This is a genomic window from Helicobacter suis HS1 (assembly GCF_026000295.1).
GTDB classification, from domain to species: domain Bacteria; phylum Campylobacterota; class Campylobacteria; order Campylobacterales; family Helicobacteraceae; genus Helicobacter; species Helicobacter suis.
Genome location: NZ_AP026769.1, coordinates 921,631 through 946,894, shown reverse-complemented (window position 1 = coordinate 946,894; position 25,264 = coordinate 921,631). Strand labels below are relative to the sequence as shown.

22 protein-coding genes and 6 pseudogenes are annotated in these 25,264 nt (G+C 40.1%); 9 read left to right on the top strand and 19 right to left on the bottom strand.

Annotated elements, in window-relative coordinates:
• Positions 1-906: 906 nt before the first annotated feature.
• From OO773_RS05180 to OO773_RS05140, 9 genes and pseudogenes are all read right to left on the bottom strand, one after another.
• Positions 907-1,440: a hypothetical protein gene (locus OO773_RS05180; protein WP_050780208.1), complete on the bottom strand. Its 534-nt coding sequence runs from the start codon at positions 1,438-1,440 to the stop codon at positions 907-909.
• A complete protein-coding gene (locus OO773_RS05175; RefSeq protein WP_064430247.1) occupies positions 1,440-2,399 on the bottom strand; it encodes an exo-alpha-sialidase in 960 nt (319 codons plus the stop codon). Before OO773_RS05175 ends, OO773_RS05180 begins: the two co-directional genes overlap by 1 nt.
• A 109-nt stretch (positions 2,400-2,508) precedes the next feature.
• Entirely contained in the window at positions 2,509-3,528 is a 1,020-nt protein-coding gene (pyrC, locus tag OO773_RS05170) for a dihydroorotase (protein WP_006564570.1), read from the bottom strand.
• A pseudogene (locus OO773_RS05165) lies at positions 3,528-4,476 on the bottom strand (energy transducer TonB). The gene pyrC and the pseudogene OO773_RS05165 overlap by 1 nt, the downstream one beginning before the upstream one ends.
• Positions 4,469-5,275, bottom strand: coding sequence for a hypothetical protein (locus OO773_RS05160; RefSeq protein ID WP_034375063.1), 807 nt, complete (start codon positions 5,273-5,275; stop codon positions 4,469-4,471). Before OO773_RS05160 ends, OO773_RS05165 begins: the two are co-directional and overlap by 8 nt.
• Positions 5,276-5,283: 8 nt before the next feature.
• Positions 5,284-5,718, bottom strand: coding sequence for a flagellar motor switch protein FliN (gene fliN / locus OO773_RS05155; protein WP_231102939.1), 435 nt, complete (start codon positions 5,716-5,718; stop codon positions 5,284-5,286).
• 70 nt (positions 5,719-5,788) lie between these two features.
• Complete coding sequence (nth, locus tag OO773_RS05150; protein WP_006564573.1) at positions 5,789-6,415, bottom strand: endonuclease III; 627 nt, start codon at positions 6,413-6,415, stop codon at positions 5,789-5,791.
• The gene (locus tag OO773_RS05145; RefSeq protein ID WP_034375066.1) at positions 6,412-6,639 is read right to left on the bottom strand and encodes a FeoA family protein; all 228 of its coding nucleotides are present in this window, start codon (positions 6,637-6,639) and stop codon (positions 6,412-6,414) included. The genes nth and OO773_RS05145 overlap by 4 nt, the downstream gene beginning before the upstream one ends.
• The gene (locus OO773_RS05140; RefSeq protein ID WP_237699348.1) at positions 6,611-9,418 is read right to left on the bottom strand and encodes a YhdP family protein; all 2,808 of its coding nucleotides are present in this window, start codon (positions 9,416-9,418) and stop codon (positions 6,611-6,613) included. Before OO773_RS05140 ends, OO773_RS05145 begins: the two co-directional genes overlap by 29 nt.
• Before the next feature lie 145 nt (positions 9,419-9,563).
• Here OO773_RS05140 and mltG point away from each other — a divergent pair, with 145 nt between their 5' ends.
• The 9 genes and pseudogenes from mltG to OO773_RS05100 all read left to right on the top strand — a co-directional run bounded on the left by mltG (position 9,564) and on the right by OO773_RS05100 (position 16,707).
• Positions 9,564-10,493: an endolytic transglycosylase MltG gene (gene mltG / locus OO773_RS05135; RefSeq protein WP_006564575.1), complete on the top strand. Its 930-nt coding sequence runs from the start codon at positions 9,564-9,566 to the stop codon at positions 10,491-10,493.
• A gap of 116 nt (positions 10,494-10,609) precedes the next feature.
• Entirely contained in the window at positions 10,610-10,951 is a 342-nt protein-coding gene (locus OO773_RS05130) for a 4Fe-4S dicluster domain-containing protein (RefSeq protein ID WP_006564976.1), read from the top strand.
• Positions 10,948-12,077 (top strand): annotated as a pseudogene (locus tag OO773_RS05125) (2-oxoglutarate synthase subunit alpha). The gene OO773_RS05130 and the pseudogene OO773_RS05125 overlap by 4 nt, the downstream one beginning before the upstream one ends.
• Positions 12,078-12,905: a 2-oxoglutarate ferredoxin oxidoreductase subunit beta gene (locus tag OO773_RS05120; protein WP_006564578.1), complete on the top strand. Its 828-nt coding sequence runs from the start codon at positions 12,078-12,080 to the stop codon at positions 12,903-12,905.
• A gap of 10 nt (positions 12,906-12,915) precedes the next feature.
• Complete coding sequence (locus OO773_RS05115) at positions 12,916-13,482, top strand: 2-oxoacid:acceptor oxidoreductase family protein (protein ID WP_176485251.1); 567 nt, start codon at positions 12,916-12,918, stop codon at positions 13,480-13,482.
• Between the two features lie 3 nt (positions 13,483-13,485).
• A pseudogene (gene lysA, locus OO773_RS09815) lies at positions 13,486-14,715 on the top strand (diaminopimelate decarboxylase); the annotation flags it as partial.
• Between the two features lie 57 nt (positions 14,716-14,772).
• Positions 14,773-15,411, top strand: coding sequence for a chorismate mutase (locus tag OO773_RS09810; protein ID WP_331250938.1), 639 nt, complete (start codon positions 14,773-14,775; stop codon positions 15,409-15,411).
• Positions 15,401-16,276: a DUF2156 domain-containing protein gene (locus tag OO773_RS05105; RefSeq protein ID WP_232087172.1), complete on the top strand. Its 876-nt coding sequence runs from the start codon at positions 15,401-15,403 to the stop codon at positions 16,274-16,276. Before OO773_RS09810 ends, OO773_RS05105 begins: the two co-directional genes overlap by 11 nt.
• Before the next feature lie 59 nt (positions 16,277-16,335).
• A complete protein-coding gene (locus tag OO773_RS05100) occupies positions 16,336-16,707 on the top strand; it encodes a hypothetical protein (protein WP_034375071.1) in 372 nt (123 codons plus the stop codon).
• Between the two features lie 9 nt (positions 16,708-16,716).
• Here the strand turns inward: OO773_RS05100 and OO773_RS05095 are convergent, their stop codons facing one another.
• From OO773_RS05095 to OO773_RS05055, 10 genes and pseudogenes are all read right to left on the bottom strand, one after another.
• Positions 16,717-17,052 (bottom strand): SEL1-like repeat protein, encoded by a 336-nt coding sequence (locus OO773_RS05095; protein WP_034375074.1) that lies wholly within the window; start codon positions 17,050-17,052, stop codon positions 16,717-16,719.
• Between the two features lie 18 nt (positions 17,053-17,070).
• Positions 17,071-17,553: an SEL1-like repeat protein gene (locus OO773_RS05090; protein WP_040499220.1), complete on the bottom strand. Its 483-nt coding sequence runs from the start codon at positions 17,551-17,553 to the stop codon at positions 17,071-17,073.
• Between the two features lie 484 nt (positions 17,554-18,037).
• Entirely contained in the window at positions 18,038-18,952 is a 915-nt protein-coding gene (locus tag OO773_RS05085) for an alpha/beta fold hydrolase (protein ID WP_064430223.1), read from the bottom strand.
• Between the two features lie 9 nt (positions 18,953-18,961).
• Positions 18,962-19,816 carry a menaquinone biosynthesis family protein gene (locus tag OO773_RS05080; RefSeq protein ID WP_034375617.1) on the bottom strand — a complete coding sequence of 285 codons (855 nt, stop codon included), beginning with the start codon at positions 19,814-19,816 and terminating at the stop codon, positions 18,962-18,964.
• Positions 19,817-19,941: 125 nt separating this feature from the next.
• The gene (locus OO773_RS05075; RefSeq protein WP_264828459.1) at positions 19,942-21,114 is read right to left on the bottom strand and encodes an outer membrane protein; all 1,173 of its coding nucleotides are present in this window, start codon (positions 21,112-21,114) and stop codon (positions 19,942-19,944) included.
• A 605-nt stretch (positions 21,115-21,719) separates the two neighbouring features.
• Positions 21,720-22,384: pseudogene (locus OO773_RS05070) on the bottom strand (MqnA/MqnD/SBP family protein); the annotation flags it as partial.
• 68 nt (positions 22,385-22,452) lie between these two features.
• Positions 22,453-22,554: pseudogene (locus OO773_RS09995) on the bottom strand (HinfI family type II restriction enzyme); the annotation flags it as partial.
• A 67-nt stretch (positions 22,555-22,621) separates the two neighbouring features.
• Positions 22,622-23,698 (bottom strand): annotated as a pseudogene (locus OO773_RS05065) (DNA methyltransferase); the annotation flags it as partial.
• A gap of 109 nt (positions 23,699-23,807) precedes the next feature.
• On the bottom strand, positions 23,808-24,359 hold the full coding sequence (locus tag OO773_RS05060) for a YceI family protein (RefSeq protein WP_006564585.1): 552 nt from the start codon (positions 24,357-24,359) through the stop codon (positions 23,808-23,810).
• Between the two features lie 252 nt (positions 24,360-24,611).
• A complete protein-coding gene (locus OO773_RS05055) occupies positions 24,612-25,262 on the bottom strand; it encodes a tetratricopeptide repeat protein (protein ID WP_176601979.1) in 651 nt (216 codons plus the stop codon).
• Between the last annotated feature and the right edge of the window lie 2 nt (positions 25,263-25,264).

Here is a 25,264-nt window from a genome sequence, read left to right as displayed (position 1 = left end):
AAAGTTTAGAAGTAGCTTAATGGCACTAGAGCTTGACCATTGTCTTTGGCTTTTCTCTAGGGTCTTATTGCCATTAAAGCGGTATTGGCAAATTTAGGAACTCTTGCACACTACGATAAGTCGCTAGAGCGGGCGCGATAAAAGTTAAAAGCTCTCCTGATACAGCCCGCTTAAGCGGGCGCTAGTTAAGAGCTCAAGTAAAACCACACAAACCCCCCTAGCATAGCACTTACAAAAGTTAGAGGAGCTCTACTAAGCGCTACGACCCCTCACAAGAGCTCTAGGTTAAAGATCTTTTGTACCACTACGATAGCTGCTAGTGGCGGCTAAATTGGTTTAACTAACTTAGATAATTTAGCCTGAATCAAATTAGCTAAATGCACATCTTTAGCTGCTTGATAACCTCTTGCAAAGAGCGGTTTAGCAAATCGCGTTAAAGGCCTCTAAGATTGTGCCCCAACTGTATAGGTTAATCAGAACAAAGCGCTTTAGGCCTTATAAACACCCTGTATCGCCCTCAAAAATCGATCTAAACAGCAGGTGTACAATAGGAAAATCGCACCCTAAAAGTAGCGCGAAATGATGTATTTAAATTCCTTATCCTTTAGTGGGTGTGTAAAATCCGCCCCTCTAAAAAGTAAGCATCAAGTTTATTTACTCTTATGTTTTATCTTTGCATGAAATTTATCAAAAGTGCAATAATTGCAGCGATACCGTGCGTACATTTCTAAGGTTTTGTATTCTAATTGCTAGAGTTGGGCGTCTATTCTAAAGAAAGAAAGCTATTAACTTTAGCAATTACTAGTTTTGAGTACTAGAAGGCAAAACTTAAATTGGATTTTGTACTCGCTTAATATTTTCCAGATCTTTTAGCTTTATATCTTTCATTATGCAAAATTTGGCTAATCACTTAATAAAGGCCACCAATATCCTTACCAAAGCCACGATCCACAAATAAATATCCATAAAAGCCACATAGAGTACAGGAAAATGTAAAGAACATAGACGATCTAGGAGCAATAAGGCTAATACACCCAAAAAAAGCATGCCTAAAGGTTTATAAAGAATAAATGCGCATAAAGAGAACAGGCATAGGCTAATTAGCGTAATCTTATAAGGAGCATAGATCAGACTAAAGGGCAAAAATCCTAAAGTGTCTATAAAAATAAAACCCTCAAAAAGGGTTAAAAACCACGCCGCTTTTAGGGGTAAAATTTCTTGATGGGTGTAGTAATTTAGCAATGCATGCGTGCATAATCCTAAGCTAAGCAGGCTCACAGGTCCAAAAAGCCCCACACAGAGCATGCTAAGAGTTAAACCTTTAAGGGGAATTTGTAAACCTAAAAAGACAAGAGACGCTTTAATTAGTGCATACCTTTTAGAGCACACCCACACACAAATAGCCAAAGCACAGGCAAATAAATACGCCGCATCACCCATTAAAATTGTTTTAAATAACCTAGATTAAAAGAAAGATGCATAATGGCTTTACGCTCTTTGGTATAAAGCACATGGATTTGGTTATTAAAATTTAAAACAGCCGGGTAACTCACTTCACCCTTTAAACTGCTATCTAAAATTGTTAGCGGGCTAAAGTATCCATCTTTAAATTTGGCTAAATAAAGAGCACTACGGGGATTATTGCTATTCTTAAGAGGTTCATTGTAGAGTAAATAGAGGGTGTGGTTGGCATTAAAAAGTACAATGGAGTTATCATAATTGTGTAAATTGCTTAAATGGGGTGGATTCCACTGCAAGGGGGTTTTACAGGTTTGGGTATAAAATTGTTGTGTTTTATAACTACGCAATGCCATGAGCGCACAGGCTTTATAGGGGGCTAGGGTGGGCTGTAATTGTTGTTTAAGTGTATTAGGCTTGATTAGAAACTCTAAACGATCTTGTGTATCAAATTTTAATAGTAATGGGAATTTATGGGCTAATTCATGATAACTAGGCAGAAGAAAACCCCCATCAGTGGTGGGCAAAACAGCGGTACGCACTAAATGGCTGATATTAAGAAATGGGCTCAAAGGAAGGATTTGTAAGAGTGAAAAATGAAAGGGAGGGGTTATATTAGAGACTAGCATATAAATCCTAGAGGTAGCCCATCCTCCAAGGCTCACACCCACCACAAACAAATAGAGGCGGTCATGCTGCGTGAATAAAACCGGGTTACCTAATGCCTTCACATAGGCATTAGCAAGCCTACTTAATTCTGGCGCAGAGAGTAAAGCAAAGGCCTTTTGCCAAGTTTGCGTTTTAATAGAGTAAAGATTGGCATAGATTTTAACATCACTTAAACCCTCAGCACTCCCTCCAAAATAAGCGGCTAATAAATAATCATTGGATAGCGCGCTAAGGGTGGCTGAATGCACAGATTTTACAGGCGGGGGGGGCAAGCATTTTAACCTCTAGAATACATAAAGTTAAAAGCTTGGCTTTGTCTTTTTAAAAGAAAAAGAGCGGGGGGCTTTAAGAGTGAAACCTAGAAAAAGTAAAATCAATAAGCTAGAGTAGATGAGAACAGATCGCATCTACACTCCAATGAAGGGGAAAAATCTGTGGCATATATAACCCGTCGGGAAGTTTGGGTGGATTTGGGGGTTTTTTAATCAGAGTGATAGTTTTATGGGGAATATCTTTAAGTGCATAAATGCGCATGGCATTTTGGCTAATAAAGCTTTGGAGTTTATCTAGGGCATTGTGTTTTTCAAAAAGAGAACACAGCGCGCTTAAAAGCAAAGGTGCGCTAAAAATACCCGCACTACAGGTGTGGGTGTGTTTATAAGCGATTAGATGAGGCGCGCTGTCAGAACCAAAGGCTACTTTAGGGTGTGCATTGAGGGCTAAATTTAAAAGTGCTTGCTGATCTTTAGGGGTTTTTAAAAGAGGTTTACAAAAGAGATGAGGATTTAGCGCGCCTCCGGCTAGATGATCTAAATTAAGCGCGATGTGATGTAGGGTGAGGGTTGCGTATAAATTAGGGTAGCGTTCTAAAAGGGAGATACTGCGCGTATCGCTTATGTGTTCTATGATGATTTTTAGACGGGGAAATTCTTGGGCTAGGGTGGTTAAAATAGGGTGGAAATTATATTCTCTATCTAGCACAAAGCCATGATCTTCAGCGTGGATACAAAGGATAAAACCTAGATTTTGGGCTATTTCTAAAATCTTAAGCATTTGTGGGCTTAAAATATTGTCTACACCTTGATCTGAGTTAGTGGTGGCATTTTTAGGGTAGAGTTTGAGTAAAAATAACCCGGCGGCTTTAGCTTGTTCTAATTCTTGGCTACTGAGTTTTTCATGCAAATAAAGGGCTACCAGGGGTTTAAAATGCGCGCTTAGACTTTCAATTTCTGCTTTGTAATCTAGGGCTTGTTTGGTGGTAGTAATGGGGATAGTCAAATTAGGCATGACTACTGCTGTACTAAAGGGGCGAGCGCTAAAGGGCAAAATGGCTTTGAGTAATGCACCCTCTCTTAGGTGTAAGTGCATGTCTAGGGGGTCTTGTAGGGTGATTTTATCCATTAGCGGTAAATAAAATAGCGTACACGAATACGGATTAGAGTTGTAGTTCTTGGGCGCGGGTAGTCTTTATAGGCAATGGTGATAGTTTTAAGCGTATTATCATCTAAAAGTTTATAACCGGAGGGTTCGATGATCTTAAGCCCGGTAATATCGCCATTAGGGTGGAGATAAAATTCCACCGCATCTACACCGTCTTGCCCTAAATATCCGGCAGCACTGGGGTATTCTAGGTATTTTTGGGTGATGCGCCCGATCTCACTTAAATTACTCTTAATAAAATCCTTTTCAGCCGTCCCTAAATCCCCAAATTCCTCCCCATAAAGCTCGTCAATATCTTTACGGGTTTGGCTATCCATGCCTTTATCATTTTCATAACTGCGCTCACTAGGGGTTGGGGGTGGCGCGGCTGAATTTTGCTCTGAGGGCAAAAACGATAGGCTATTGGGGTTAAAATCATCAGTCTTTTGCTGGGTTGTTTTCTTAGGCTCTTCTCTTTGCTCTCTGCGCAAAGCCTTATGATGGCTCTCTCTGCTAGCCACTCGAGTACTTTTATGTGGGTTGGCTCTGTGTCTTTTGCGCTCAACCACTCTTTGGGGTTTGGATCTTGGTTGAGGTTTTGGCTGTGCTACAGGAGGAGATTATTGCTATTCTTAAGAGGTTCATTGTAGAGTAAATAGAGGGTGTGGTTGGCATTAAAAAGTACAATGGAGTTATCATAATTGTGTAAATTGCTTAAATGGGGTGGATTCCACGCCCGCGTTTGAGCACTAATAAATTGCTAGGGTTGAGCTTAACAAGTTTAGGTTGGTGAAAAAATTGATGACTGTACTCTACTAACCACCAGAGGAGTAAGTGGAGTAAGCATGAAATAAATAAAGAGATATAGAAATTACGATCAGAGCGTCTATCTATAAAGTCTCTGTCTAGTGCTCTAACAGACCTAGACATAGGAACTTTTCAACTTAGATTCTCTAATACGCTGTTTTGTTTCTTCCATAAGGGTTTCTTTTTTAAGTAATGTGGGGTCTTTTTTGGGGAAATCTAGCGTGATCTTATCTAAAATAAGGCTTTGGTTAGAGTTTAATAAAATCAAGTATAGCTGGTTGCGTACTTCAATAGTAACGAGTTTATGGGTGGCATCTAGAGGTTTTATAAAAGTTACACTTGGTTCAAGACCTACTTTTGGGAAGAGAAACTTTTGGGTACTTTTGCGTTTAAGTATCCATAATAACACCAATAAAGCACCAATCACAATCCCTACTTTCCACAAATAATCCCATTCAAAATCTTTAAGCGACGCATTTTTAGGGGCTGGGGCGGTTTGCTCTTGAGATTTTTGCGCTACATCGGTGAGTTCAGATAAAAGAGGGACAAATTCTAGGCGCAAATAGCGTTTATCCTGCGAAAGTTTAGCTCTAACATGGAAAAGAGTGGTACTCTTTGGCACAATAAAAAGGGTGTTATTTTGGTGATAAATGGCTAGCTCTGTAAGAACGGAGGCGCTAAAATGTTCTAATCTAGGGGCAAAAGAATCCATGTTTTGTAGGGTGATCACTTGCATAGGAGAAATTTTTGGAATCTGGCTAAGAGGCTTACTAAAAAGTAGATTGATGGCCACGCCTTTTTGATCGGTTGGTGTGGGGATAATTTGGAGTTGCTCTAGTTTATTAAGATTTGCAGCAATGGGATTAGCAACGATGCTTACGCATACAAACACCCATACAAAAAAATAGCGCGCTTTGATCATTATCGCTTCTATAAGTCCTTAGCGATGTAGTAAACAATAGCATTGGAGTCTAACACTTCATTTAAGCGGATTGCTAAATTTTTCTCATACACCATAACCTCTCCCTTACCAATAACGCGCCCATTAACAAAAGTATCCACACTCTCTCCTGCAGGTTTTTGCAAATCAATCACCGATCCTCTTTCAAAACGCAACACTTCCCTTAAAGGAATAAAAGTAGAACCAAGTTCGGCCATGAAAGTAATTTCCATGTCTAATAATCCCTTATAATCATTGATCAACTCTTCTAAATAAGTTGTCAGCTCTAACTCTCTAGGGTTGAGAGTGGGTTGCTTTTTAAGCCTAGGGTTAACCGGTGTCAAAGTTGCCAGCGTAGGGTTAGACTGGATATTCACCCCATCTTTATTATTACCATTGTTATTATTGTTGTTTTGGCTATCCATACAATTTTACCTTTCTTAGAGATAACCATTTAAAATGGAATATCATACCAGCAATTACCTAATTAAGGGTTTAACGGGGTTTGAAATTAGCTTTGTTTGAACAAAATTCCTGCAAAAAACAAATAGAACATTGGGGTTTAATGGCTTTACAAATTCTGCGCCCAAATAAAATCATGGCATGGTGGAGTGCACCTAAATCCTCTTTAAATAGAGCGCTCAAATCAGCCTCCGTTTGCAAAGTATTTTTAGCCTTAGTTAAACCCAAACGATGCGATACTCTAAAAACATGGGTATCAACGGCTAGTACATTTTGATTAAAAGCCACAGATAATACCACATTTGCGCTTTTTTGGCCAATACCTGCTAGGGTTTTTAGCTCTTTTTGGCTTCTTGGGATTTGCCCATTGAAATTTTGTAAAATCTGTTGTGCCATTTGTATTAAATGTTTAGCCTTGCTATTGGGATAAGAAATGCTTTTAATGCATTGATACACATCTTCAAAAGAGGCGTTAGCTAAACTCATCACATCTGGATAGGCCTTAAAAAAAGCAGGGGTTGTGGCATTGACTCGTTTATCTGTGCATTGTGCAGAAAGCAGTACAGCTACTAGTAATTCATAAGGGTTTTGATAAATAAGTTCTGTTGTGGGCTGTTTGAAGTGCTCTAAAAGTAAGGTTTTAATGATCATTGCTTTCATAAGGGGTTAACCAAAACACACTGGGCTTCATGGGCGCGCAAGGCAATTTGTGCATGCCCAATTTCAATACTAAAGGTGGCTTTTCTAATGGAGTGTTGCAAAAGGGTTATCTCCTCCCCTACAATAATCCCAAAAGATAAAAAGCGGTTCTTTAGTTGGAAGTCTTGAGTGGTGATTCCTACAATCCTATAGCGCTTATTTTTTTGGCACTCTAGGAGATTCATTTCTCATTCCTTTTTTGATTTCACTAATGATAATATCTATAGGCGCAAAAATACGCCGTAAAATTTTAAAGGGAGCACGGACAATATCTTTACCTAAGGTAATTTTTGCATTCAGATTATCCAAATTTCCGCTTAAATTGACATGGGTAGAGATCTTCCTATTTTTACCTAGAATAAGGTAATTCAGGATAGGGATTTTATTAATCACATTTGCAAAACCTTTAATTGTAGAAAGATTTAAAGACATGTCAAGTTTGCGGTTTGATAATTCTAAAATCCCACTGCCATCTACATCTAGGGTTGTACCTATAAGGTCTATATGCTCAAAACCAATATAGCCCGCATTGATACCAAAAATAATTTTCCCCTTAGCAATTTCATAACCATTAGCGCTTAAACGCGGGTCTCTAAATGCAAGCAAAGAGGGAATGGTGTTAATCACATTCACCGTCTTTTGCAAGACTTTAAGATTTTTAATGGTGGTGTTTTGTAGCCGCAATTCTCCATTAAACACGCGATCCTTATAGCCCCCAACAAGATTATATAACCCCCCTTGTATAATATCTTTGGAAGTGATGCTTTGTAGCGCCATGTTGAGATAATCCCCGCTAAAATTACTAGCCTTTAGTGTGATATTGCCATGGATCATATCAAGATTGAGCATAGCCCGTTGGTAACTGCCATCTATGCTAACCTGCCCGTCTCTAATCATTAAACGCAAATTCTCTAAGGCTAGAGGTAAGGATTTAAAAGTTAGCACTGTGTTAGTGGCATTGATAATAGTGGCGGTTGGGAGAATATTATGTATTTTCTCATAATGCTGTTTAGCGCGGATAAAAATTTTCTCGGCTCTGATTTGTTCTTTGGTGGGTTTGTGTTTGCTTGGAGCAAGTAATTCTTGGATAATAGGTATTTTAGAGTTTAAAAACTCATCTACATTAAAGTTAATATCATTGATAAAAACAATCTTTTCACCTCCTTGAATTTTAGCCATAAAAGCACCGTCAGGGCTAAATATCTCCGCGCTATCTTTTCTAAAAGTGCCTAATAGAGAAAAGGAATTAATGAGACGGCCATCATGGTAGTATAAGGGCAAATCAATATTTAAATTTATGCCAAAAAATTGGAAATTGTGAAAATCTTTAGTACTGATTTTAAGCGATCCTTTTTTGAGGGCAAAATAGCGCGCTAGTGGAGAAATAGGAATGAGTTTGGCTAGATTTTTAACACGCAAACTATAAATCTTACCCATCTCCCCCTCAATCCCTAACTCACCAATTCTAAATGTCGTTTTATGCTCTTTAGAAAAATCTAGATTAAAACTCAGGCTTGGCAAGTTATCTTGATTGGCATAGATTGCATCTTTAGTAAATGTTTCTTGGCTTTGGGCTTTGATTGTTTGGCGGATTTTATCTTGAAAGGCCTGTGAGGATTGCCCTTGAGCGATGAGATCGGGTAAAATATCTAGGCGTAAAGAGGGAGCGTGGGTATTAATAGTGGTTCTATAAGGGCTAAAGACGCGCATGTTAATCTTGCTATTGGTGTTGATCTGGATTTTATGGATAGTGGCGCTACTGGTTAATAGTTTGTGCTTGAAATCTAAAGTTAAACGCGCATCTATATCGGCCATGTTGTGGTAGCGGGTGTGTTGTGTGTTGATATAAACAGTTTTGCCTTCCGGACTAATATCCAAAAAGATGTTAGCAGACTGACTAAAGAGAGGTACGCCATAGAGTAAAAAATCCCCCTCCCCTACACCAACACTACCTTGTATAAAAATTAAGGGGTGGGCATGGGGCACAAGTTGCAGTGTGAGTAATAAATCTGCACCAATTAAGGATTTCATGTTTTTTAGGGGTAAAAGAATTTTATAAGCTTTAAGCAAACGCTCTACATGAGGATAAGAAGCTCTAGGGGCGATTTTAATACTGGCCACTATTTTAGAGGCGCTTCCAAAATGGCTAATGTTAACATGCGAGCCTTCTAAAGCCATGTTTTCATAAGTTGCGTACTCAGGCGTGATCATTAAGACTTGATCTTTAAAATCAAGCAAAACTTTAGAAGAGAGAATAGGCGGGAGATTTTCGTGGAATGAAACGCGCGCGTTTTGAACTATGGCTTGGGCACTTAATTGTGCTAATAGGGTGTTTAGTAGGTGTTTATCTTTAAGATTGAGAGAAAGTTTGGCATCCTCAATTTTAAAGCTAGAAAATCTGATATTATCAAATAGCCAAGTGCGTAAAACTTTATGGGCAGCGGGTATATAGGGCTTTAAAAAATCTAAGTGGCTAATGGCGTTGCTATTGCATTTAAGCGCTAGGGTTTTAAAATCTGTTAAACCTTGCATGAAAAACTTTAAATTAGATTTTCTAAGAGAAGGGTGATCAAGAGGCGAGAGTTGCAAATTAAAGGTAAGTTGTTTGGTTTGGCTACTATAATCTGCATTCCCTGCAATTCGTAAATAAGGCGCTAGATCTAGTTGTAAAATTTTTAAATAGATTTTTTGGCGCTCCTCTAGGTAAAATTTACCCTCAATGCCCGGAAAAGAGACTTCATATTGGTGACCATCAAAGAAGATACGGGCGGTAGTGGTGGGGTTGATATAAATCTTTTGAATGGATAAACGCTTAAAATAATCTAGTGTCCATATCCCGTATCTAATGCCTTGTACAATTTCTTCTACACTGGGGGTTTTTCTTTGGGCTTTAGGCTTAATGAGTGCTGCAATATCTAACATGCCAATGTCTAGCAAAAACTTGTTATCTAGTTTTAGATACAATCGCTCTAGCTTGATCTGTCCGATATGTATGGAGGAGATATAGATTCCATTTCTTAGAGTGATATATGTAATTAAAAGCAGCACAAAGACAAAGATTAGGGAAAAAAAAGGGCGGAGCACCCTCCCAGAGATTATTTTAATCATAATGCTTTCGTTGTTCTTTTATCTTAGTATACCGATAAAATCTAGTAGCATTGTTTACATACCAAATGGCCCTCTTAAAAAGGCCTTTTATCACTTAAAAAATATCTCTTTAGAGGCTACAACCCCTACAATTCCTATACAAGTTAACACCCTAGACCTGTGGATTTTGCGTCTTATGGAAGGATTGCACATATGGCAAAAACCTAAGAGTGGTTATATCGCTATTTCTATTAAGAAACACAATCAAATTAGAAAGGGGGATTTTTTACATGCTCTCAGCATTTCTAAGCCTGTGTATAGAGATATTACCCTAATCCCTGGAGAAACCCTTTATTTTTTTATCCGCGATTTAGCCCGAATTTTTTATTTAAAAGTGCAGGATTTAAAGCAGGCTTACAACACACCCTATCAAGAAGCCGGTATCATTCCAGATACCTACCGCTTTAGTTTAGGCATTTCAGCCCAAAACCTAATGCGCTATTTACTCCAACATGCCCACACATATTACCAAAATCTTAGCATACAACTACTAGGCCGCTATGATGTCAAAGAGTGGCAAAAAACCCTCATCATCGCCTCTATTATTCAAAAAGAGGCGGCGAATGCTTCTGAAATGCCTTTAATTTCTGGGGTAATTGCTAATCGCTTAAAAAAGGGCATGCCCTTACAAATGGATGGGAGTTTAAATTATGGCAAATACTCCCACACAAAAGTTACACACGCGCGTATTTTAGAGGATACTAGCGATTATAACACCTACAAGCATAAGGGATTACCCAAAGTACCCATTGGTAGTGTAGGATTAGAGGCTATTAAGGCCGCTTTATTTCCCGCTAAAACAAAATTTTTATACTTTGTAAAAACCAGAGAGGGAACACATAAATTTAGCCAATATTACCAAGAACATGTGCGCTCTATCCATAGCTATTAGCAGATGTGTATCTAAAATGATAAAAGAGCGCCTTATATTAGCTATGATTTAGAAATTTAATGTTAGTATCACGCCGTTTTACTCTGGTTAAAATCATGGTTTCAAGGAGTTTAAAAATGTCTAAAATGAAAGCGCCTGAGGGTGTGCCTGTTTGGGTGAATGAGCAGCGCTGTAAGGGTTGTGATCTATGCGTATCGGTGTGTCCGGCGGGGGTTTTAGGAATGGGGGTTAAGCCCACGCATGTTTTAGGTAAAGTGGCTAAGGTGGCCTATCCAGAGAGTTGTATTGGTTGTTATAAATGCGAGCTGGGTTGTCCGGATTTTGCCATTTATGTAGCTGAAAAGGGAGATTTTAAGTTTGCTAAGGTGTCTAAAGAGGCAGAATTAAGAGGGGAAAAAGTGCGCGCCAATCATTACATGCTTTTAGCAGAGGCTTTAGCAGAAGGGAGAGGAAAATGAGAGAGGTGATCTCAGATGGCAATGATTTAGTTGCGCAGGGGGCTATTGATGCGGGTTGTCGCTTTTTTGGGGGCTATCCTATCACGCCTAGCTCAGATATTATGCATGCCATGAGTACGCTTTTACCTGCGCATGCGGGGCATTTTATCCAAATGGAAGATGAGATCGGGGGAATTTCTGTAGCTTTAGGGGCTAGCATGAGTGGGGTTAAATCCATGACAGCAAGTTCGGGCCCGGGGATTTCTCTTAAAGTAGAGCAAATGGGCTATGCTTTCATGACAGAAACGCCTCTTGTAATTGTAGATGTGATGCGATCAGGCCCTTCTACGGGCATGCCAACAAGAGTAGCGCAAGGCGATGTAGACTTTTTAAAACACCCCATTCACGGGGATTTTAAAGCGGTGGCTTTAGCACCCGGAAATTTAGAGGAAACCTATACAGAAACTGTCCGTGCTTTTAATCTCTCTGAAATGCTCATGACACCCGTCTTTTTATTGCTAGATGAAACAGTGGGGCATATGTATGGTCGTGTGCGTTTGCCGGATTTGGAGGAAGTGCAAAAAAGCGTGGTGGATCGACGGGTTTTTAAAGGCGATCCTAAAGAGTACCAACCTTATGGCGTACCCCAAGATGAGCCAGCTATTTTAAACCCCTTCTTTCAAGGCTATCGCTACCACATTACAGGGCTTCACCATGCCCCATTGGCTTTCCTACCGAAGATGCTAAAATAGGCGGAGCTCTTATGGATCGCCTGTTTCATAAAATTGATTCTAAAATAGATACCATAGGTTATAACGAGGAAGTAGATATAGAAGGGGCTGAGATTTTAATCATTGGCTATGGCTCAACTACTCTAGCCATTAAAGACGCACTTAGAGAACTTCAAGCAGAAAACTACCCTAAAAAAGTGGGTCTTTTTAGGCCTTTAACTCTATGGCCTAGCCCTAAAAAGCGCTTAGAGGAACTGGGTAAAAAGTTTGATAAAATCTTAGTGGTGGAGCTTAATAAGGGGCAGTATTTACACGAGATCGAGCATAGCATGGGTAAAAGAGTACATAGTTTGCTACAAGCCAACGGACGCCCCATCTCCCCACGACAAATTATTTCTAAAATCAAGGAGTTTTAGATGGCATTTAATTATGATGAGTATTTGCGGGTAGATAAAACACCCACTTTATGGTGTTGGGGCTGTGGAGATGGGGTGATTTTAAAGTGTATTATCCGCGCTATGGATAATTTGGGCTGGAATATGGATGATGTGTGTCTTGTTAGTGGCATTGGTTGTAGCGGGCGCATGAGTTCTTATGTGAATTGTAATACCGTGCACACCACACATGGGCGCGCTTTGGCCTATGCCACCGGTATTAAAATGGCTAATCCAAGTAAGCATGTGGTGGTGGTTTCAGGCGATGGGGATAGCTTTGCTATTGGAGGCAATCACACTATTCATGCCTGTAGGCGCAATATTGATCTAAATTTAGTTTTGATTAATAACTTTATCTATGGCCTGACTAATTCACAAACCTCCCCCACAACACCAAATGGCATGTGGACAGTAACGGCTCAAGGGGGCAATATTGATAACCACTTTGATCCATGCCAAATTACAATGGCAGCAGGGGCAACTTTTGTGGCTAGAGAGAGTGTATTAGATCCTAAAAAATTAGAGCGGGTTTTAAGTGAGGGTTTTAACCATAAAGGCTTTAGTTTTATTGATGTGCACAGTAATTGTCATATTAATTTAGGGCGCAAAAATAAAATGGGCGAGGCAGCACAAACCCTTAATTGGATACAATCTCGTTTGGTAAGCCAGCGCAAGTATGAGGAATTAACACCGGAGGAAAGGGAGGATAAATACCCCGTAGGTGTTTTAAAACATGATACTAGCAAAATGGAGTACTGCCAAGCTTACCAAGGTGTGATTGATAAAGCCCTTTCTAAAAAGAAAGTTTAAAGGAGCGAGCATGGAAACACAATTGCGTTTTACCGGTGTGGGGGGTCAAGGGGTGCTTTTAGCAGGAGAAATTCTAGCAGAGGCTAAAATTGAAGCCGGAGGTTTTGGCACTAAAACTTCTACCTACACCAGCCAAGTACGCGGAGGGCCTACTAAGGTAGACATCATTTTAGATAGCAAAGAGATCATTTACCCCTACGCTAGAGAGGGTGAAATTGATTTTATGCTCTCTGTGGCACAAAGCAGTTATCAGATTTTTAAAGGCGATGTGAAAGAGGGGGGGATTGTGGTCGTTGATCCGCACTTAGTGAGCCCCACCCCAGAAGATGAGGCTAAATTTAAGCTTTATAAAATCCCCATTATCACCATTGCTAAAGAGGAAGTGGGCAATATCATTACCCAATCTGTGGTGGCTCTGGCTATCACAGTGGTTTTAACCCAATGTGTTGATCGCGAAGATGTGATTAAAACCATGATTTCTAAAGTACCAGCTAAGGTAGTGGAGCTTAACAAAAAAGCCTTTGAAATCGGGGAAGCCCACGCCCATAAAGTTTTAGAAGACAGAAAAATTTCTTAGTCCATGTTAGATTCGGCAAGCCTTTTAAAGGCAGCCTCTGAGCACAAAACCCCTTTTTATCTTTACGATTTGCAAGGGTTAACACAGGTATTCTTAGACTTTAAAGAGGCTTTTAAAGGGCATAAATCTTTGATCTGCTATGCCCTTAAGGCTAATTCTAATCTGAAAATTTTACAAACTCTAGCAAAAGAGGGGGCGGGGGCGGATTGTGTGTCTCTTTATGAAGTACAAAGAGCGCTTTTAGCCGGTATTCCAGCCTACAAGATTATCTTTAGTGGGGCGGGTAAATTAGAGGAGGAGATTAAAGAAGCCCTGCGGCTTAAGATTTTATTTCTAAATGTGGAGTCTTTTGCAGAACTCAAACGAATCGAACAAATTGCCTCTGAGCAAAAAACCCCCGCCCGTATCTCAGTACGGCTTAACCCCAATATTGATGCTATCACACACCCCTACATCTCTACCGGCCTTTTTGAAAATAAATTTGGGGTAGAGGAGAAAGAGGCGGTGCAGATATTTATGTTTGCCAAACAATCCCCCTTTTTAGAGCCAGTAGGTTTGCATTGCCATATTGGATCGCAACTCAATAATTTAGAACCCCTCAGACAGGCGTGTATGAAGCTAGCAGATTTAGCGCGTTTTTTAATGGCTAGCGGTATAGATTTAAAGTTTTTAGATGTAGGCGGGGGGCTTGGGGTGGATTATAGCCAAGAGCAAGATCAAACAATCATCGCCCTTGATGATTATAGTGAAGCAATCAAACAGGCTTTTAAGGGGCTAGATTGCACGATCATTTGTGAGCCGGGTCGGCGCATTATAGCCCCTAATGGGGTTTTAATCACGCGTGTGCAGTATATCAAACACAGAGCGCATAAATGCTTTGCTATTGTAGATGCAGGCATGAATGATTTTTTGCGCCCCGCGCTTTATCAGGCAAGCCACCCTATCAAAGTGCTTAAAGAGCAAACCCCCACACAAAAAACCTATGACATTGTAGGGCCTGTGTGTGAGAGCGCGGATTGTTTTGCTAAATCAATGCTTTTACCAGAGATACAAGAAGGGGACTTGATTGCTTTTTATCAAGCAGGGGCTTATGGATCAAGCATGGCTAGCCGTTATAATAGCCGCCCACAGATTTTAGAGCTAGGAATCACAAAGGAGGGCATTAGTGTTTTAAGAGAGCGGGAGGATTTTTTAGATTTGATCTTACATGAATTAGGCGCTTTAGAGGGGGGTGAGATTACTAAACAGCGCGCCTATATTGATAGTTTAGATCGTAAAATTAGCGCACTTTTGCATGCCCGCTTTGCTTGCACCCGCCAAATTGCCAAGCAAAAGCATAAACAGGGTATGAGTATTTATAACCCCGTACGCGAAAACGCAATTTTTAATCAGGTAGGTACAGATTTAGAAAGTATTTATACTGAAATTTTAGGGGTCTCCAGAAGCCTTATTAGTGTAGAAAAAATAGGTTTAAGCGGGCTTGTAGACGATGCGCGCATGGTTTTTGGCAGGCGCGCTCAAGTTTTAAAGTTAAATCCGGAGGAGCTTTTTAAAGCTATAGAGGCGCGCAGGGTGGATTTTGGTTTTTATGCGCTAGAAAAAGAGACTTTAGGAGAACTTGTTACAGAGTTGATTTACCAGCGCCTTAAAATTGTGCATAGCTTTATTTTAAACCAGCGTTGGTATTTTGTGCTTGGAAGAGGGGATTTTTCTAATCCTTCTTCTGATCCTAGCCGGTGCGCGCTATGGTTTGCTAGCCAAAAAGAGCAAATCCAGCCCTTTTTAGAGACTTTGGAGGTTTTTGAATTTCTAGCCACAAAAGAGGGGGTTTTAGTAGAGATAAACGCTTTGGCTTTGCAAAATTTGCCCACACCCACGCCTATTTTACTGGGTAATTATTCTAGTACACGGAGAGAACTTGCACTTTAAACCCATTTGCTTAGAGGATAAAAGCGTAGTAGATGCCTTTTTAAAGCAAGATGATTTTTTGATCGCCGATGTGAATTTTACCAATCTTTATTTGTGGCGCTTGGCTCGAGAAATTAGCCTTTGCATGGCGCATGGTTGTTTACTGATTCGCACGCAATATCCCCAAGAAAAACCCTTTTATTTCTACCCCATTGGAGCGGGCGATAAAAGGGCGGTGCTTGAGGAGTTACTCCATACAGAGGAGGCGCTAGAGATACGGGCTTTACAAGAAAAACACAAGCAGGAATTAGAATGCTTTTTCCCCGGGGTTTTTGATTTTCAAGCACAGCGCGATCGTTTTGATTATATCTATAGCGTACCGGAGCTTATTATCCTGCAGGGTAAAAAATTCCACAAAAAGAAAAACCACCTCAACGCCTTTTTAAAAACCTACCCGCATTTTACCTACAAACCTCTTTTAACTAACAATATCCCCCAAGTTAAAGAGGCTTTACAAAGCTGGCATGCTTTAGATGATTCTAGTGATATGGGGTTAGAACATGAATATCAGGGGATTTTAGAGGTTCTAGCAGTTTATGAGCGGTTACATTTGCAGGGGGGGGTAATTTTTCTAGGGGAGCGTGTGGCGAGCTTTAGTTTTGGGGAGAAAATCCAAGAAAAAGTAGCGGTGATTCACATTGAAAAGGCAGACCCAGAAATACGCGGAGCTTATCAGATGATTAACCAACAACTGCTCAAAAATGCCTTTGCAGATTGCGAATTGGTAAACCGCGAGGAGGATTTAGGCATTGAAGGCTTGAGGCAGGCAAAGATGGGCTATCATCCCTTATTTTTATTAGAAAAATACCACGCCTTAAAACGCTGATTGCCCGTTGGTTGTTTTTAAAGCAGTAGGATAGGGCTAACTCAAATAAGGAGTTAAACATGGATTTACTAGTTTATCATCTAAAACAAGAGGACTTCCAAAAATTCCAAGACGCAGTCGCCCCTTTTGGGGTTGTAATCTCTGTTCTTCCAAAAGCAAAGAGTGTGCCATGGGCATCTGTATTGCAACGGCTTTCTAAAGAGCCTGTTAAAGTGCGTTTACCTCTTACAGGAGGGGCTTTATCTACAAATCTAGCTGATACACATCCTTACAAACAAGCCCATTCTTGTAATTCCTACCATAATCCGCTCAACACCCACAGGCAAAGCCATAACCGCCAAATCAAAGGCGATGATTCTTCTCGCGTAACTAATAAGCCTTGGCGCCATTACGATACAGGGTCTGATTCTGGTTTTGATATGGACATTTAGCGCGGAAGTTTAGAGCCATTTTTCTAAAATCTGCATAGCCTCTGTGTGTTTTTTGCTATCACCTTCATAGGTCTGGTAGCGCTTGATTGCCTCTGTATAGAGATTCTTAGCCTTCTCTAAATCTAGGGGTACTCCTAGTCCTGTTTCATACATTTCCCCCAAAGCGTAAAATTCATAGCCAAAGTCGTTTTCATTAAGAGCAATGCAACGGAAGTAAGCAAAGGCTTGCAAATAGGCTTGTACCATATGAGGCGCACCCTGTTGATCGCCGTTGTACTGGTTGAATAAATCTAGCAAAGCATCATCGCTTAGTTGAACGGGTAAATTAGGTAAATTCTCTAACATGGCCATCCTTATTTTAGTTTAAAGGGAAAGTCTTCTCCCCGTTTTAGAGAGAGTTTTTTTAAGATAAAGGTGCAAATAAGCCTTAGTAATCTCTAACTTAGCCTCTTTGAGTTTATTTTGATAATGCAACACTTTTTGCATATCCTTAGCCACCCCATTTCCCATTTCATAAGCCCCAATTAATTTATTAAGCGCATGGATATAAATCCACTGGGTTTTAAAAGCCACTTGAATAATCCCCTCATAACAAGATAAAGCCTTTTGCTCATCTTGAGCCACCCCCTGCCCTCTTTCATACATCTGCGCTAAGCGGTAAAAAACCTGCCCGTTACGCCAATCCCCTAAGATAATTTGTTTATACAAGGAAAAAGCCTTGAGATAGTCTTGCACATTATGCGGAGAAAAGACATGCCCTTTTGCATGCCGTTTTCCACACCCATTATAGGTATTAAACATCTCTAAAAGAGCCGCATCGCTTAAATTTAAATCACCTAGACCCATGTATATCCTTTTGACATACTCCCCATAGAGAACTAGGGGATTGAGAGGATCATCAAGGCTTGAGCGCTAAGCGGCCTACAGCCTCTACTCCAAGATGAGCCCTTACTCTGTTTGTGATTGTAGCATAAAACCTTTAGCATGTCGCCTTAATCGCTTTAGCTAAAGATTGTGGGCTTTATAGCGCGGGTGGTAAACTACCCGTTTAGCAGTCCAGTCGTGAAGTGCCCAAATGCTAAAGACATTTGGGCTTCCTAGGCTGATGTTGCCCGTAGGGAGAGTTTGGTTCTCACTCTGTGTCCCTATAGTAGGGATTTTACAGAGTTTGAGCTCCAACGCATTCCCTACAGGTCTCACACATCATATCTCCAAAGGCGTAACTTCCGACACTTCCTGCCGTAGATACGAATGTATGGGGGCATTATACCACAAATTAGTGGCATTCATCCCACCCGCTAAAGACGAGTGGGATTTCTGCCGGAGAGTTTTAAAGCCCCTTAGACTTGAGCCAAGCTAGAATAGATGCTAATACTTCTTTTCTGTCCGGTTCATCTAAAATTTTATGGCGATCGCGATCAAAGAGGCGCAGGCTAACATCTGTAAAACCCTGCTTTTTTAAACATTCTCTAGCCTTAATCACCCCCACCCCAAAATTCCCACATAAATCATCTAGCCCACTAACTAAAAGAATAGGCACATCTTTAGGCCCATAAGCATGGGTATAAAACACTTTATAAGTGCCCTCTACTAGGCAAGCAAAGCTATTCGTGCTAAAGTAAAAGTGGCATGCTGGATCACTGCGCATTGTTCTAAGGGTTTGGACATTACGGCTAATCCAAGAGCCTCCCATAGCCCGCACGCGGGGGTGCAAATGAAATAGCGTATTAATATTCCACTTAAAAGAGACTCGTAAAGCCCTTAAGATTTTAAGAGCCCATGCACATAGGCCTAATCCTAAAAAAGGCGCGGGAGTACCGGCTAATACAAGCGCATGAATAGGCTGGTAATTATGCTGCATGAATCGTCTAGCTAGTAATGAGCCCATGCTATGGCCTAATAAAACATGTTTATAGCCCTTGCAGATGTTTTGAATATGGCTAGCTAATTTTGCCATGTCTTTTGCTGCTTGCTCAAAGCCATCAACCCCCATCTCCCCCCAATAAATTTCACTCCCATGTTCAAGTACACTCAAACCATGCCCTCTATGATCGTAGATAAACACACTATAACCATGCTGGCATAATTCAGTGGCTAGCCAAATATAATGCCTTTTGTGTTCAACCATACCTGTAGCAATTTGAATCACCACACCCTTAGGCTTTTTGGGTTTGTAATAATCAAAATACAATTCTAAATAAGAAGGGTTTGTACTACTAATGCGTTGATTCTTGAATATTTGCATGCTTTTCCTTCAAGACAAACGCAAATGTTTATAATCTGTAGGGATACAGTGATCAACACAGCTAATCCATTCGTTATATAGCCCGTGTTTAAAGCCTATTTCAAAGAGTTTATCAATCCCTGCTTGTTGTTTAGAATCTAGTTTACAAGCGCTTTCATTGGCATACATCTTTAAGTAGGTGTTTAATTGATCCTTTTCTACCCGCAATAACTGCCGCTCTAAAAGCATTTGTGAGAGTAAATTTTGATGCTTAAGAGCAATTTTGATTGCCTTGCTTAAAGCCTCTTGCATGAAAATTGCCTGTAAAAGCGGAATAGACCGGCGTAAAATCATGCAACCAAGCGGCAAAGGCAAGGTAGAATCACTCAGCGTACACCATATTTCCCACATTTCCTTTTCCACTACCAAATCTGCATGGAAATCTAAAATACTCTCATGGATTAAAACCCCCGCATCCACCTCTGAGTTAAGCACAGCCTTTTCAATATCTAAAAAGTTTTTATACACGATACGCGCTTGTGGGTAATAAAGCCTAAAGAGCATGGCATTAGTGGTATAGCGCCCGCTCAAAGCCACTTTAAAATTCTTTTTTAGAGGTTTGTTTTTAAGGCGCACTAGCTTAGGCCCATAGCCCTCTCCAAAACTCGTGGCACACTCTAAAAGGGCATATTGATCTTTAATCAGCGGATAGAGAGCAAAACTCACCGCACTAATGGCATGCGTGCCTTTAAGTGCTTCTGTGTTGAGGGTTTCAATGTCTAGGGCGTGGTGAATAAAGGGTTTAGGGAAATCAACCCAGCCAAATGCTAGGGCATAAAACATAAAAATATCATCTGCATCTGGGCTATGGGCAATGCTAAGCATTTTTAAACTCCTGCTTTTCAAACATTCTAGCTTATTTTATTAAAAGATTGCCCACTTAAAGACTACGAACTAAATTAAAAGCACCGCCCGCTAGCCTATAAATTAGGCTAGAAACAAACTAAAACTTAAAAGAGATAGGCATACGAGATATAGATATTAGCACTTTTTGCTGTTTTGTTTAGAATCACTTTTGTGTTATTAGCTTGCATGGATAAATTGCGGGTGATGAGAGGATTTTTGACCCCGATTTTAAAGATATTATGCGATCGTTGGAAACGCAAGCCCCAATTAAAGAGGACATTATACCCTCGTGTGCGGGCTAAGGGGGTCTCTTTCATGTCTAAATAATAATAATTACCCGCCCCAGCAATTCCGGCAAATAAACCTGCAAACCATTTTTGTTTCCCCTTAGCAACAAGCATATCATAAATAAAATCCGCCCCAATCCCCCATGAAACCCCTTGTAATGCTTTAAAATTATCTAGGCGTTTTAAAAGTGGGCTATTTAGATAGCTATACTCCGTGTTGATATAGGCATCAAAACCAAAATGGCGGCTAAAGAAATACTGGTATCCAACGCCTATACTAGCATTCCAATTAACATTACCAAAAGGGCGTGAGAGACTATTAATGGTATTACTTAGAGGTGCAAGACTGATTAAAGCCTGCATGGGTGTGAGGTTATGCTGTTGGTTTGCTTTACTCTGATCGGCAGTAATCGTGCTAGCTTGGCTGTTATAGGTTAAATTTAAAGTGGGGGCTGTGGGTTGGGGGACTCGGAGAGTTTCGGGGACACTTAGGTGATAGTTAGAAGTATTGTGAGCAGTCCGGATAGAATCGTTATAATCGTTATAGATTTTAAGCAATTCGAGCTCTAGATCGGTATTGTTACTCGCTAAAACCTGACTACCAACTTTGCTAAACCACTCATAAATCTCTGCGAGTTGCACAACAGAAACACCATTAGGCGCTTTATTGCCAAACATATCACTGCGTAAAGTACTAAAGCACGAGCTAATACCAGAACTAGTGGTTAAAGTACAAGCCTTTACCTTTTTAGAACTATCAGTACTAATACCATTTATCTCATCATCTGCTTTCTTTTTAGCATTTTCAAATTGGCTTTGTGAAATAACAGAAGATCTTGTTAAAGAATTACTAAGAAAGCCTGAAATGTCATTGTTAAGGACATTATAAGCGGTAGTAATTAGCGTTTTAATATCTTGTTGGAGTTGTGAAATTTGAGGTGAGGCTGGAGGACTACACCCGGAGGGGTACAAACAGGGATACCAATACACGAACTAATATCATGCTCTAATTTATCTTTGGCTGTAGTATAGACTTGGTTAGCAGCCTGATTTTGAGCATTAACACTAGCCACCTGAGCGTTATACGCACTTTTCTCTGTAGAAAGCTTGCTATTGTATTGATCAATTTGTGATTCTAGAGAGCTACCCACACTTTTTAAACTTTCTAAAACTTGTTGGTAGGCTGATAAAATCTGCTGGTTAGAGGATTTATCCTGCGAATCTTGTGAAGAAGCGATTAACTTTTGTAGTAAGCTAATTTCATTAGCAATTTGGCTCTCTAGGGCTTGGATTTCTGCTAAAGTGGTTTTCGCATCAATGGGGTTAATCTTTGTAACATCGTTTGTTGTGCCAACTTTGGCTGCTGTGCTGTTTAGGCTGGTGAGTTTAGCAATTAACTCTTGGAGGCGTGCTTTAATATTATTTTGTAAGCTTGTACTGTGAATTGTGGCTATAACTGGCTGTTGGGTCTGAGAGGTAAGCGCCATGTTTTGTGCCCCTGCACTTCCCTCAAGATAAATCCCATTTCTAACATCGCCTCCCCGCGCGCCAAGAGAAGCCAAAGATGCGCACAGCACAAAACCACATTTAAAGCCTAATTTTTGATTATTTTTTCGCATGAAACTCCTTAATAAGTAAGACCGCTTAAGAGCAATTTTGATTGCCTTGCTTAAAGCCTCTTGCATGAAAATTGCCTGTAAAAGCGGAATAGACCGGCGTAAAATCATGCAACCAAGCGGCAAAGGCAAGGTAGAATCACTCAGCGTATACACCATATTTCCCACATTTCCTTTTCCACTACCAAATCTGCATGGAAATCTAAAATACTCTCATGGATTAAAACCCCCGCATCCACCTCTGAGTTAAGCACAGCCTTTTCAATATCTAAAAAGTTTTTATACACGATACGCGCTTGTGGGTAATAAAGCCTAAAGAGCATGGCATTAGTGGTATAGCGCCCGCTCAAAGCCACTTTAAAATTCTTTTTTAGAGGTTTGTTTTTAAGGCGCACTAGCTTAGGCCCATAGCCCTCTCCAAAACTCGTGGCACACTCTAAAAGGGCATATTGATCTTTAATCAGCGGATAGAGAGCAAAACTCACCGCACTAATGGCATGCGTGCCTTTAAGTGCTTCTGTGTTGAGGGTTTCAATGTCTAGGGCGTGGTGAATAAAGGGTTTAGGGAAATCAACCCAGCCAAATGCTAGGGCATAAAACATAAAAATATCATCTGCATCTGGGCTATGGGCAATGCTAAGCATTTTTAAACTCCTGCTTTTCAAACATTCTAGCTTATTTTATTAAAAGATTGCCCACTTAAAGACTACGATTTGCCACTATAGCCCCCCAAGATTTCATAACGCGATTCTATCGCAATAAGATTTTTCATAAGCACTTCTATGAAATTTCCAAACGATATTAGCACTTTTTGCTGTTTTGTTTAGAATCACTTTTGTGTTATTAGCTTGCATGGATAAATTGCGGGTGATGAGAGGATTTTTGACCCCGATTTTAAAGATATTATGCGATCGTTGGAAACGCAAGCCCCAATTAAAGAGGACATTATACCCTCGTGTGCGGGCTAAGGGGGTCTCTTTCATGTCTAAATAATAATAATTACCCGCCCCAGCAATTCCGGCAAATAAACCTGCAAACCATTTATGATTAATCTTGTTTAAAATCTTAGCGCTCATTTTATGAATAGATAACACCTGCCCACTCGCATCACAAACTTTTCCGTCCGCTAAAACTTGGCATTTTTCTTGGTAGTCTGGAGAGTATAGCTTATCCCCAATTTTTAAATACCCTGTATCTATTAAAACTTTCATAGACACCTTAGGGGGCTTTTTCTCTAATTCTAAATAAGCCATTGCATCTTGACTAATCGTTATCTGCTCTATTCTTCTTTGTGCGGCTTTGATTAAAGCCTGCATGGTTTCAATGCCTTGCTGTTGGTTTGCTTTACTCTGATCGACAGCCATTGTAGTTCCCGTGCCAAAAAATGGATCTAAGATGAGATCATGGGGTTTTGTTGCCATTAAAATGAGTTTTTCTAAGAGTTGTTCGGGTTTTTGGGTGGGGTGTAACTTATTGCCCTCTTGGTTTTTCAGCCGTTCACTCCCTGTACACAGAGGGATAAACCACACCGTGTTACTCGCTAAAACCTGACTACCAACTTTGCTAAACCACTCATAAATCTCTGCGAGTTGCACAACAGAAACACCATTAGGCGCTTTAATTTCATGGGCATTACAAAGCCTGCTTCCTGTAAAATTAGGCACGGGGTTAGTTTTATGCCAAATGATGTCATTAATGATCCAAAAGCCTAAATTTTGCATTAAATAGCCTAAGCGGTAGATATTTTGAAACGATCCAATTACACAAATACTTCCCCTATTTTTTAAGAGCCGTCGGCATTGGGCAAGCCAGAGACAAGAAAAATCATCGTAGTGGGCAAAGTCTTTAAATTGATCCCAAGTAATATCTTGTTGGAGTTGTGAAATTTGAGGTGAGGCTGGAGGACTACACCCGGAGGGGAATACAAACAGGGATACCAATACACGAACTAATATCATGCTCTAATTTATCTTTGGCTGTAGTATAGACTTGGTTAGCGTAAAATGGTGTTAATTTGCAAAATCTCTCCTCAAAATGTAGGCAATTGTACCTAAACTTTGTGAAAGGCTATAACTCCACTTCTAAATTAATGCGTAGTAAAATCTCATTACCCACCATGCTCTCTGCTATGTCTTTTCCAATACCAAAATCTTTTCTATTAATACTCCCCTGCAACTCTAACCCATAGATTTCTTTAGAATTCATCAAATTTTTACCGGGCCCAACAATTTTACCCTTTAAAGTGATGGTTTTTTCTACATCTTTTAATTTAAGCTTAGCCTGTATCTGTAAAACACCTCCGCTTTTTTGCTGGATAGAAATCGCCTTTAAAGTGCCTTGCGGGAAACGGGTAGCATCAAAAAAATCAGATGATCGCAAACGGGTATCCCGGTCATTATCTTTTGTAGAAATGCTTTTAATCTGCACCACCCCCTCCAAAGCCTTGAGTTTGCCTTTTTCAATCTCTGCTTTTCCGCTAAAATTTGAAAAATTCCCCTCCACTTTAGCCACCAGCATATGCCTAACCTCAAACCCGGCATTAGAATAGCTCACATCTACGCTATAAGTTGCGGCACTTAAAAATCCTGCTAAAACAAGACTAATTAATGAAAAACGCATGCAAATCCTTCTCTTAGAGTTAAGGGGGGAATGATAAGTAAACAACCTTGAACATTGGCTAAAATTGTAGTAAGTGTATCTGTATTCTTTTATCACGCTTAAACAAGTGGTGTTAAAATGTGGAGCATGTGGAGTTAGTCTAAACAAAAACGCCCTGAATAAAGCAAAAATGAGACTCAAAAATATTTCTTCCTGTTGAAAATAAATGCGCAATCTGCTAAATTCAAGCAAGGTTGGACTATTTTTACAAACTTATAGGAAAATGACGCTTGATAACTTAACTATTCTAGAAATAGTTACACGCTCTGCATATCCTATCTTACAGGCTTTTTTAACATATTCCTTGGCTTTCTGCAGATCTTTTTGCACACCCTGTCCCTTAGCATACATGATTGCCAAGTTGTGATAAGCTGTAGCAACTCCTCCATTTGCAGCCTTTCTGTAGTATCGCAAGGCTTTTTGATAATCTTTCCCCACACTCTGCCCATTATGATACATAAGCCCCAAATTGAAATAGGCGCTTGCAAGTCCCATATCTGCTGCTTTCTTGTAATACTCCATAGCTTTTTGATAGTCCTTTACTACGCCCTGCCCGTCATGGTACATGATCGCTAAGTTGTTATAAGCTAAAGCACTCCCCATATTTGCCGCTTTTTGGTAGTATTGCAAGGCTTTTTGGTAATTTTTTCCAATACCCTGTCCGTCATGATACATGACACCCAAACTGAAATAACCTTCAGCACTCCCCATATTTCCGGCCTTTTGAAAATACTCTAGGGCTTTTTGATAATCTTTGCTCTTGTAAGCTTTTTGAGCCATTAAAAAATACGAATTGCCCTCCCCTTGTATACTGCCTAAACACAGTGCCCCAACCAAAACCGCATGCAAAATACTTTTAAACATTT

Bases quoted from the DNA above. Each gene is read 5' to 3' on its own strand.
- OO773_RS05180 (WP_050780208.1), bottom strand. From the start codon at position 1,440: ATGGGTGATGCGGCGTATTTATTTGCCTGTGCTTTGGCTATTTGTGTG.
- pyrC (WP_006564570.1), bottom strand. From the start codon at position 3,528: ATGGATAAAATCACCCTACAAGACCCCCTAGACATGCACTTACACCTA.
- OO773_RS05160 (WP_034375063.1), bottom strand. From the start codon at position 5,275: ATGATCAAAGCGCGCTATTTTTTTGTATGGGTGTTTGTATGCGTAAGC.
- fliN (WP_231102939.1), bottom strand. From the start codon at position 5,718: ATGGATAGCCAAAACAACAATAATAACAATGGTAATAATAAAGATGGG.
- nth (WP_006564573.1), bottom strand. From the start codon at position 6,415: ATGAAAGCAATGATCATTAAAACCTTACTTTTAGAGCACTTCAAACAG.
- OO773_RS05145 (WP_034375066.1), bottom strand. From the start codon at position 6,639: ATGAATCTCCTAGAGTGCCAAAAAAATAAGCGCTATAGGATTGTAGGA.
- mltG (WP_006564575.1), top strand. From the start codon at position 9,564: ATGCTTTCGTTGTTCTTTTATCTTAGTATACCGATAAAATCTAGTAGC.
- OO773_RS05130 (WP_006564976.1), top strand. From the start codon at position 10,610: ATGTCTAAAATGAAAGCGCCTGAGGGTGTGCCTGTTTGGGTGAATGAG.
- OO773_RS05120 (WP_006564578.1), top strand. From the start codon at position 12,078: ATGGCATTTAATTATGATGAGTATTTGCGGGTAGATAAAACACCCACT.
- OO773_RS05115 (WP_176485251.1), top strand. From the start codon at position 12,916: ATGGAAACACAATTGCGTTTTACCGGTGTGGGGGGTCAAGGGGTGCTT.
- OO773_RS05100 (WP_034375071.1), top strand. From the start codon at position 16,336: ATGGATTTACTAGTTTATCATCTAAAACAAGAGGACTTCCAAAAATTC.
- OO773_RS05095 (WP_034375074.1), bottom strand. From the start codon at position 17,052: ATGTTAGAGAATTTACCTAATTTACCCGTTCAACTAAGCGATGATGCT.
- OO773_RS05090 (WP_040499220.1), bottom strand. From the start codon at position 17,553: ATGGGTCTAGGTGATTTAAATTTAAGCGATGCGGCTCTTTTAGAGATG.
- OO773_RS05085 (WP_064430223.1), bottom strand. From the start codon at position 18,952: ATGCAAATATTCAAGAATCAACGCATTAGTAGTACAAACCCTTCTTAT.
- OO773_RS05080 (WP_034375617.1), bottom strand. From the start codon at position 19,816: ATGCTTAGCATTGCCCATAGCCCAGATGCAGATGATATTTTTATGTTT.
- OO773_RS05060 (WP_006564585.1), bottom strand. From the start codon at position 24,359: ATGCGTTTTTCATTAATTAGTCTTGTTTTAGCAGGATTTTTAAGTGCC.
- OO773_RS05055 (WP_176601979.1), bottom strand. From the start codon at position 25,262: ATGTTTAAAAGTATTTTGCATGCGGTTTTGGTTGGGGCACTGTGTTTA.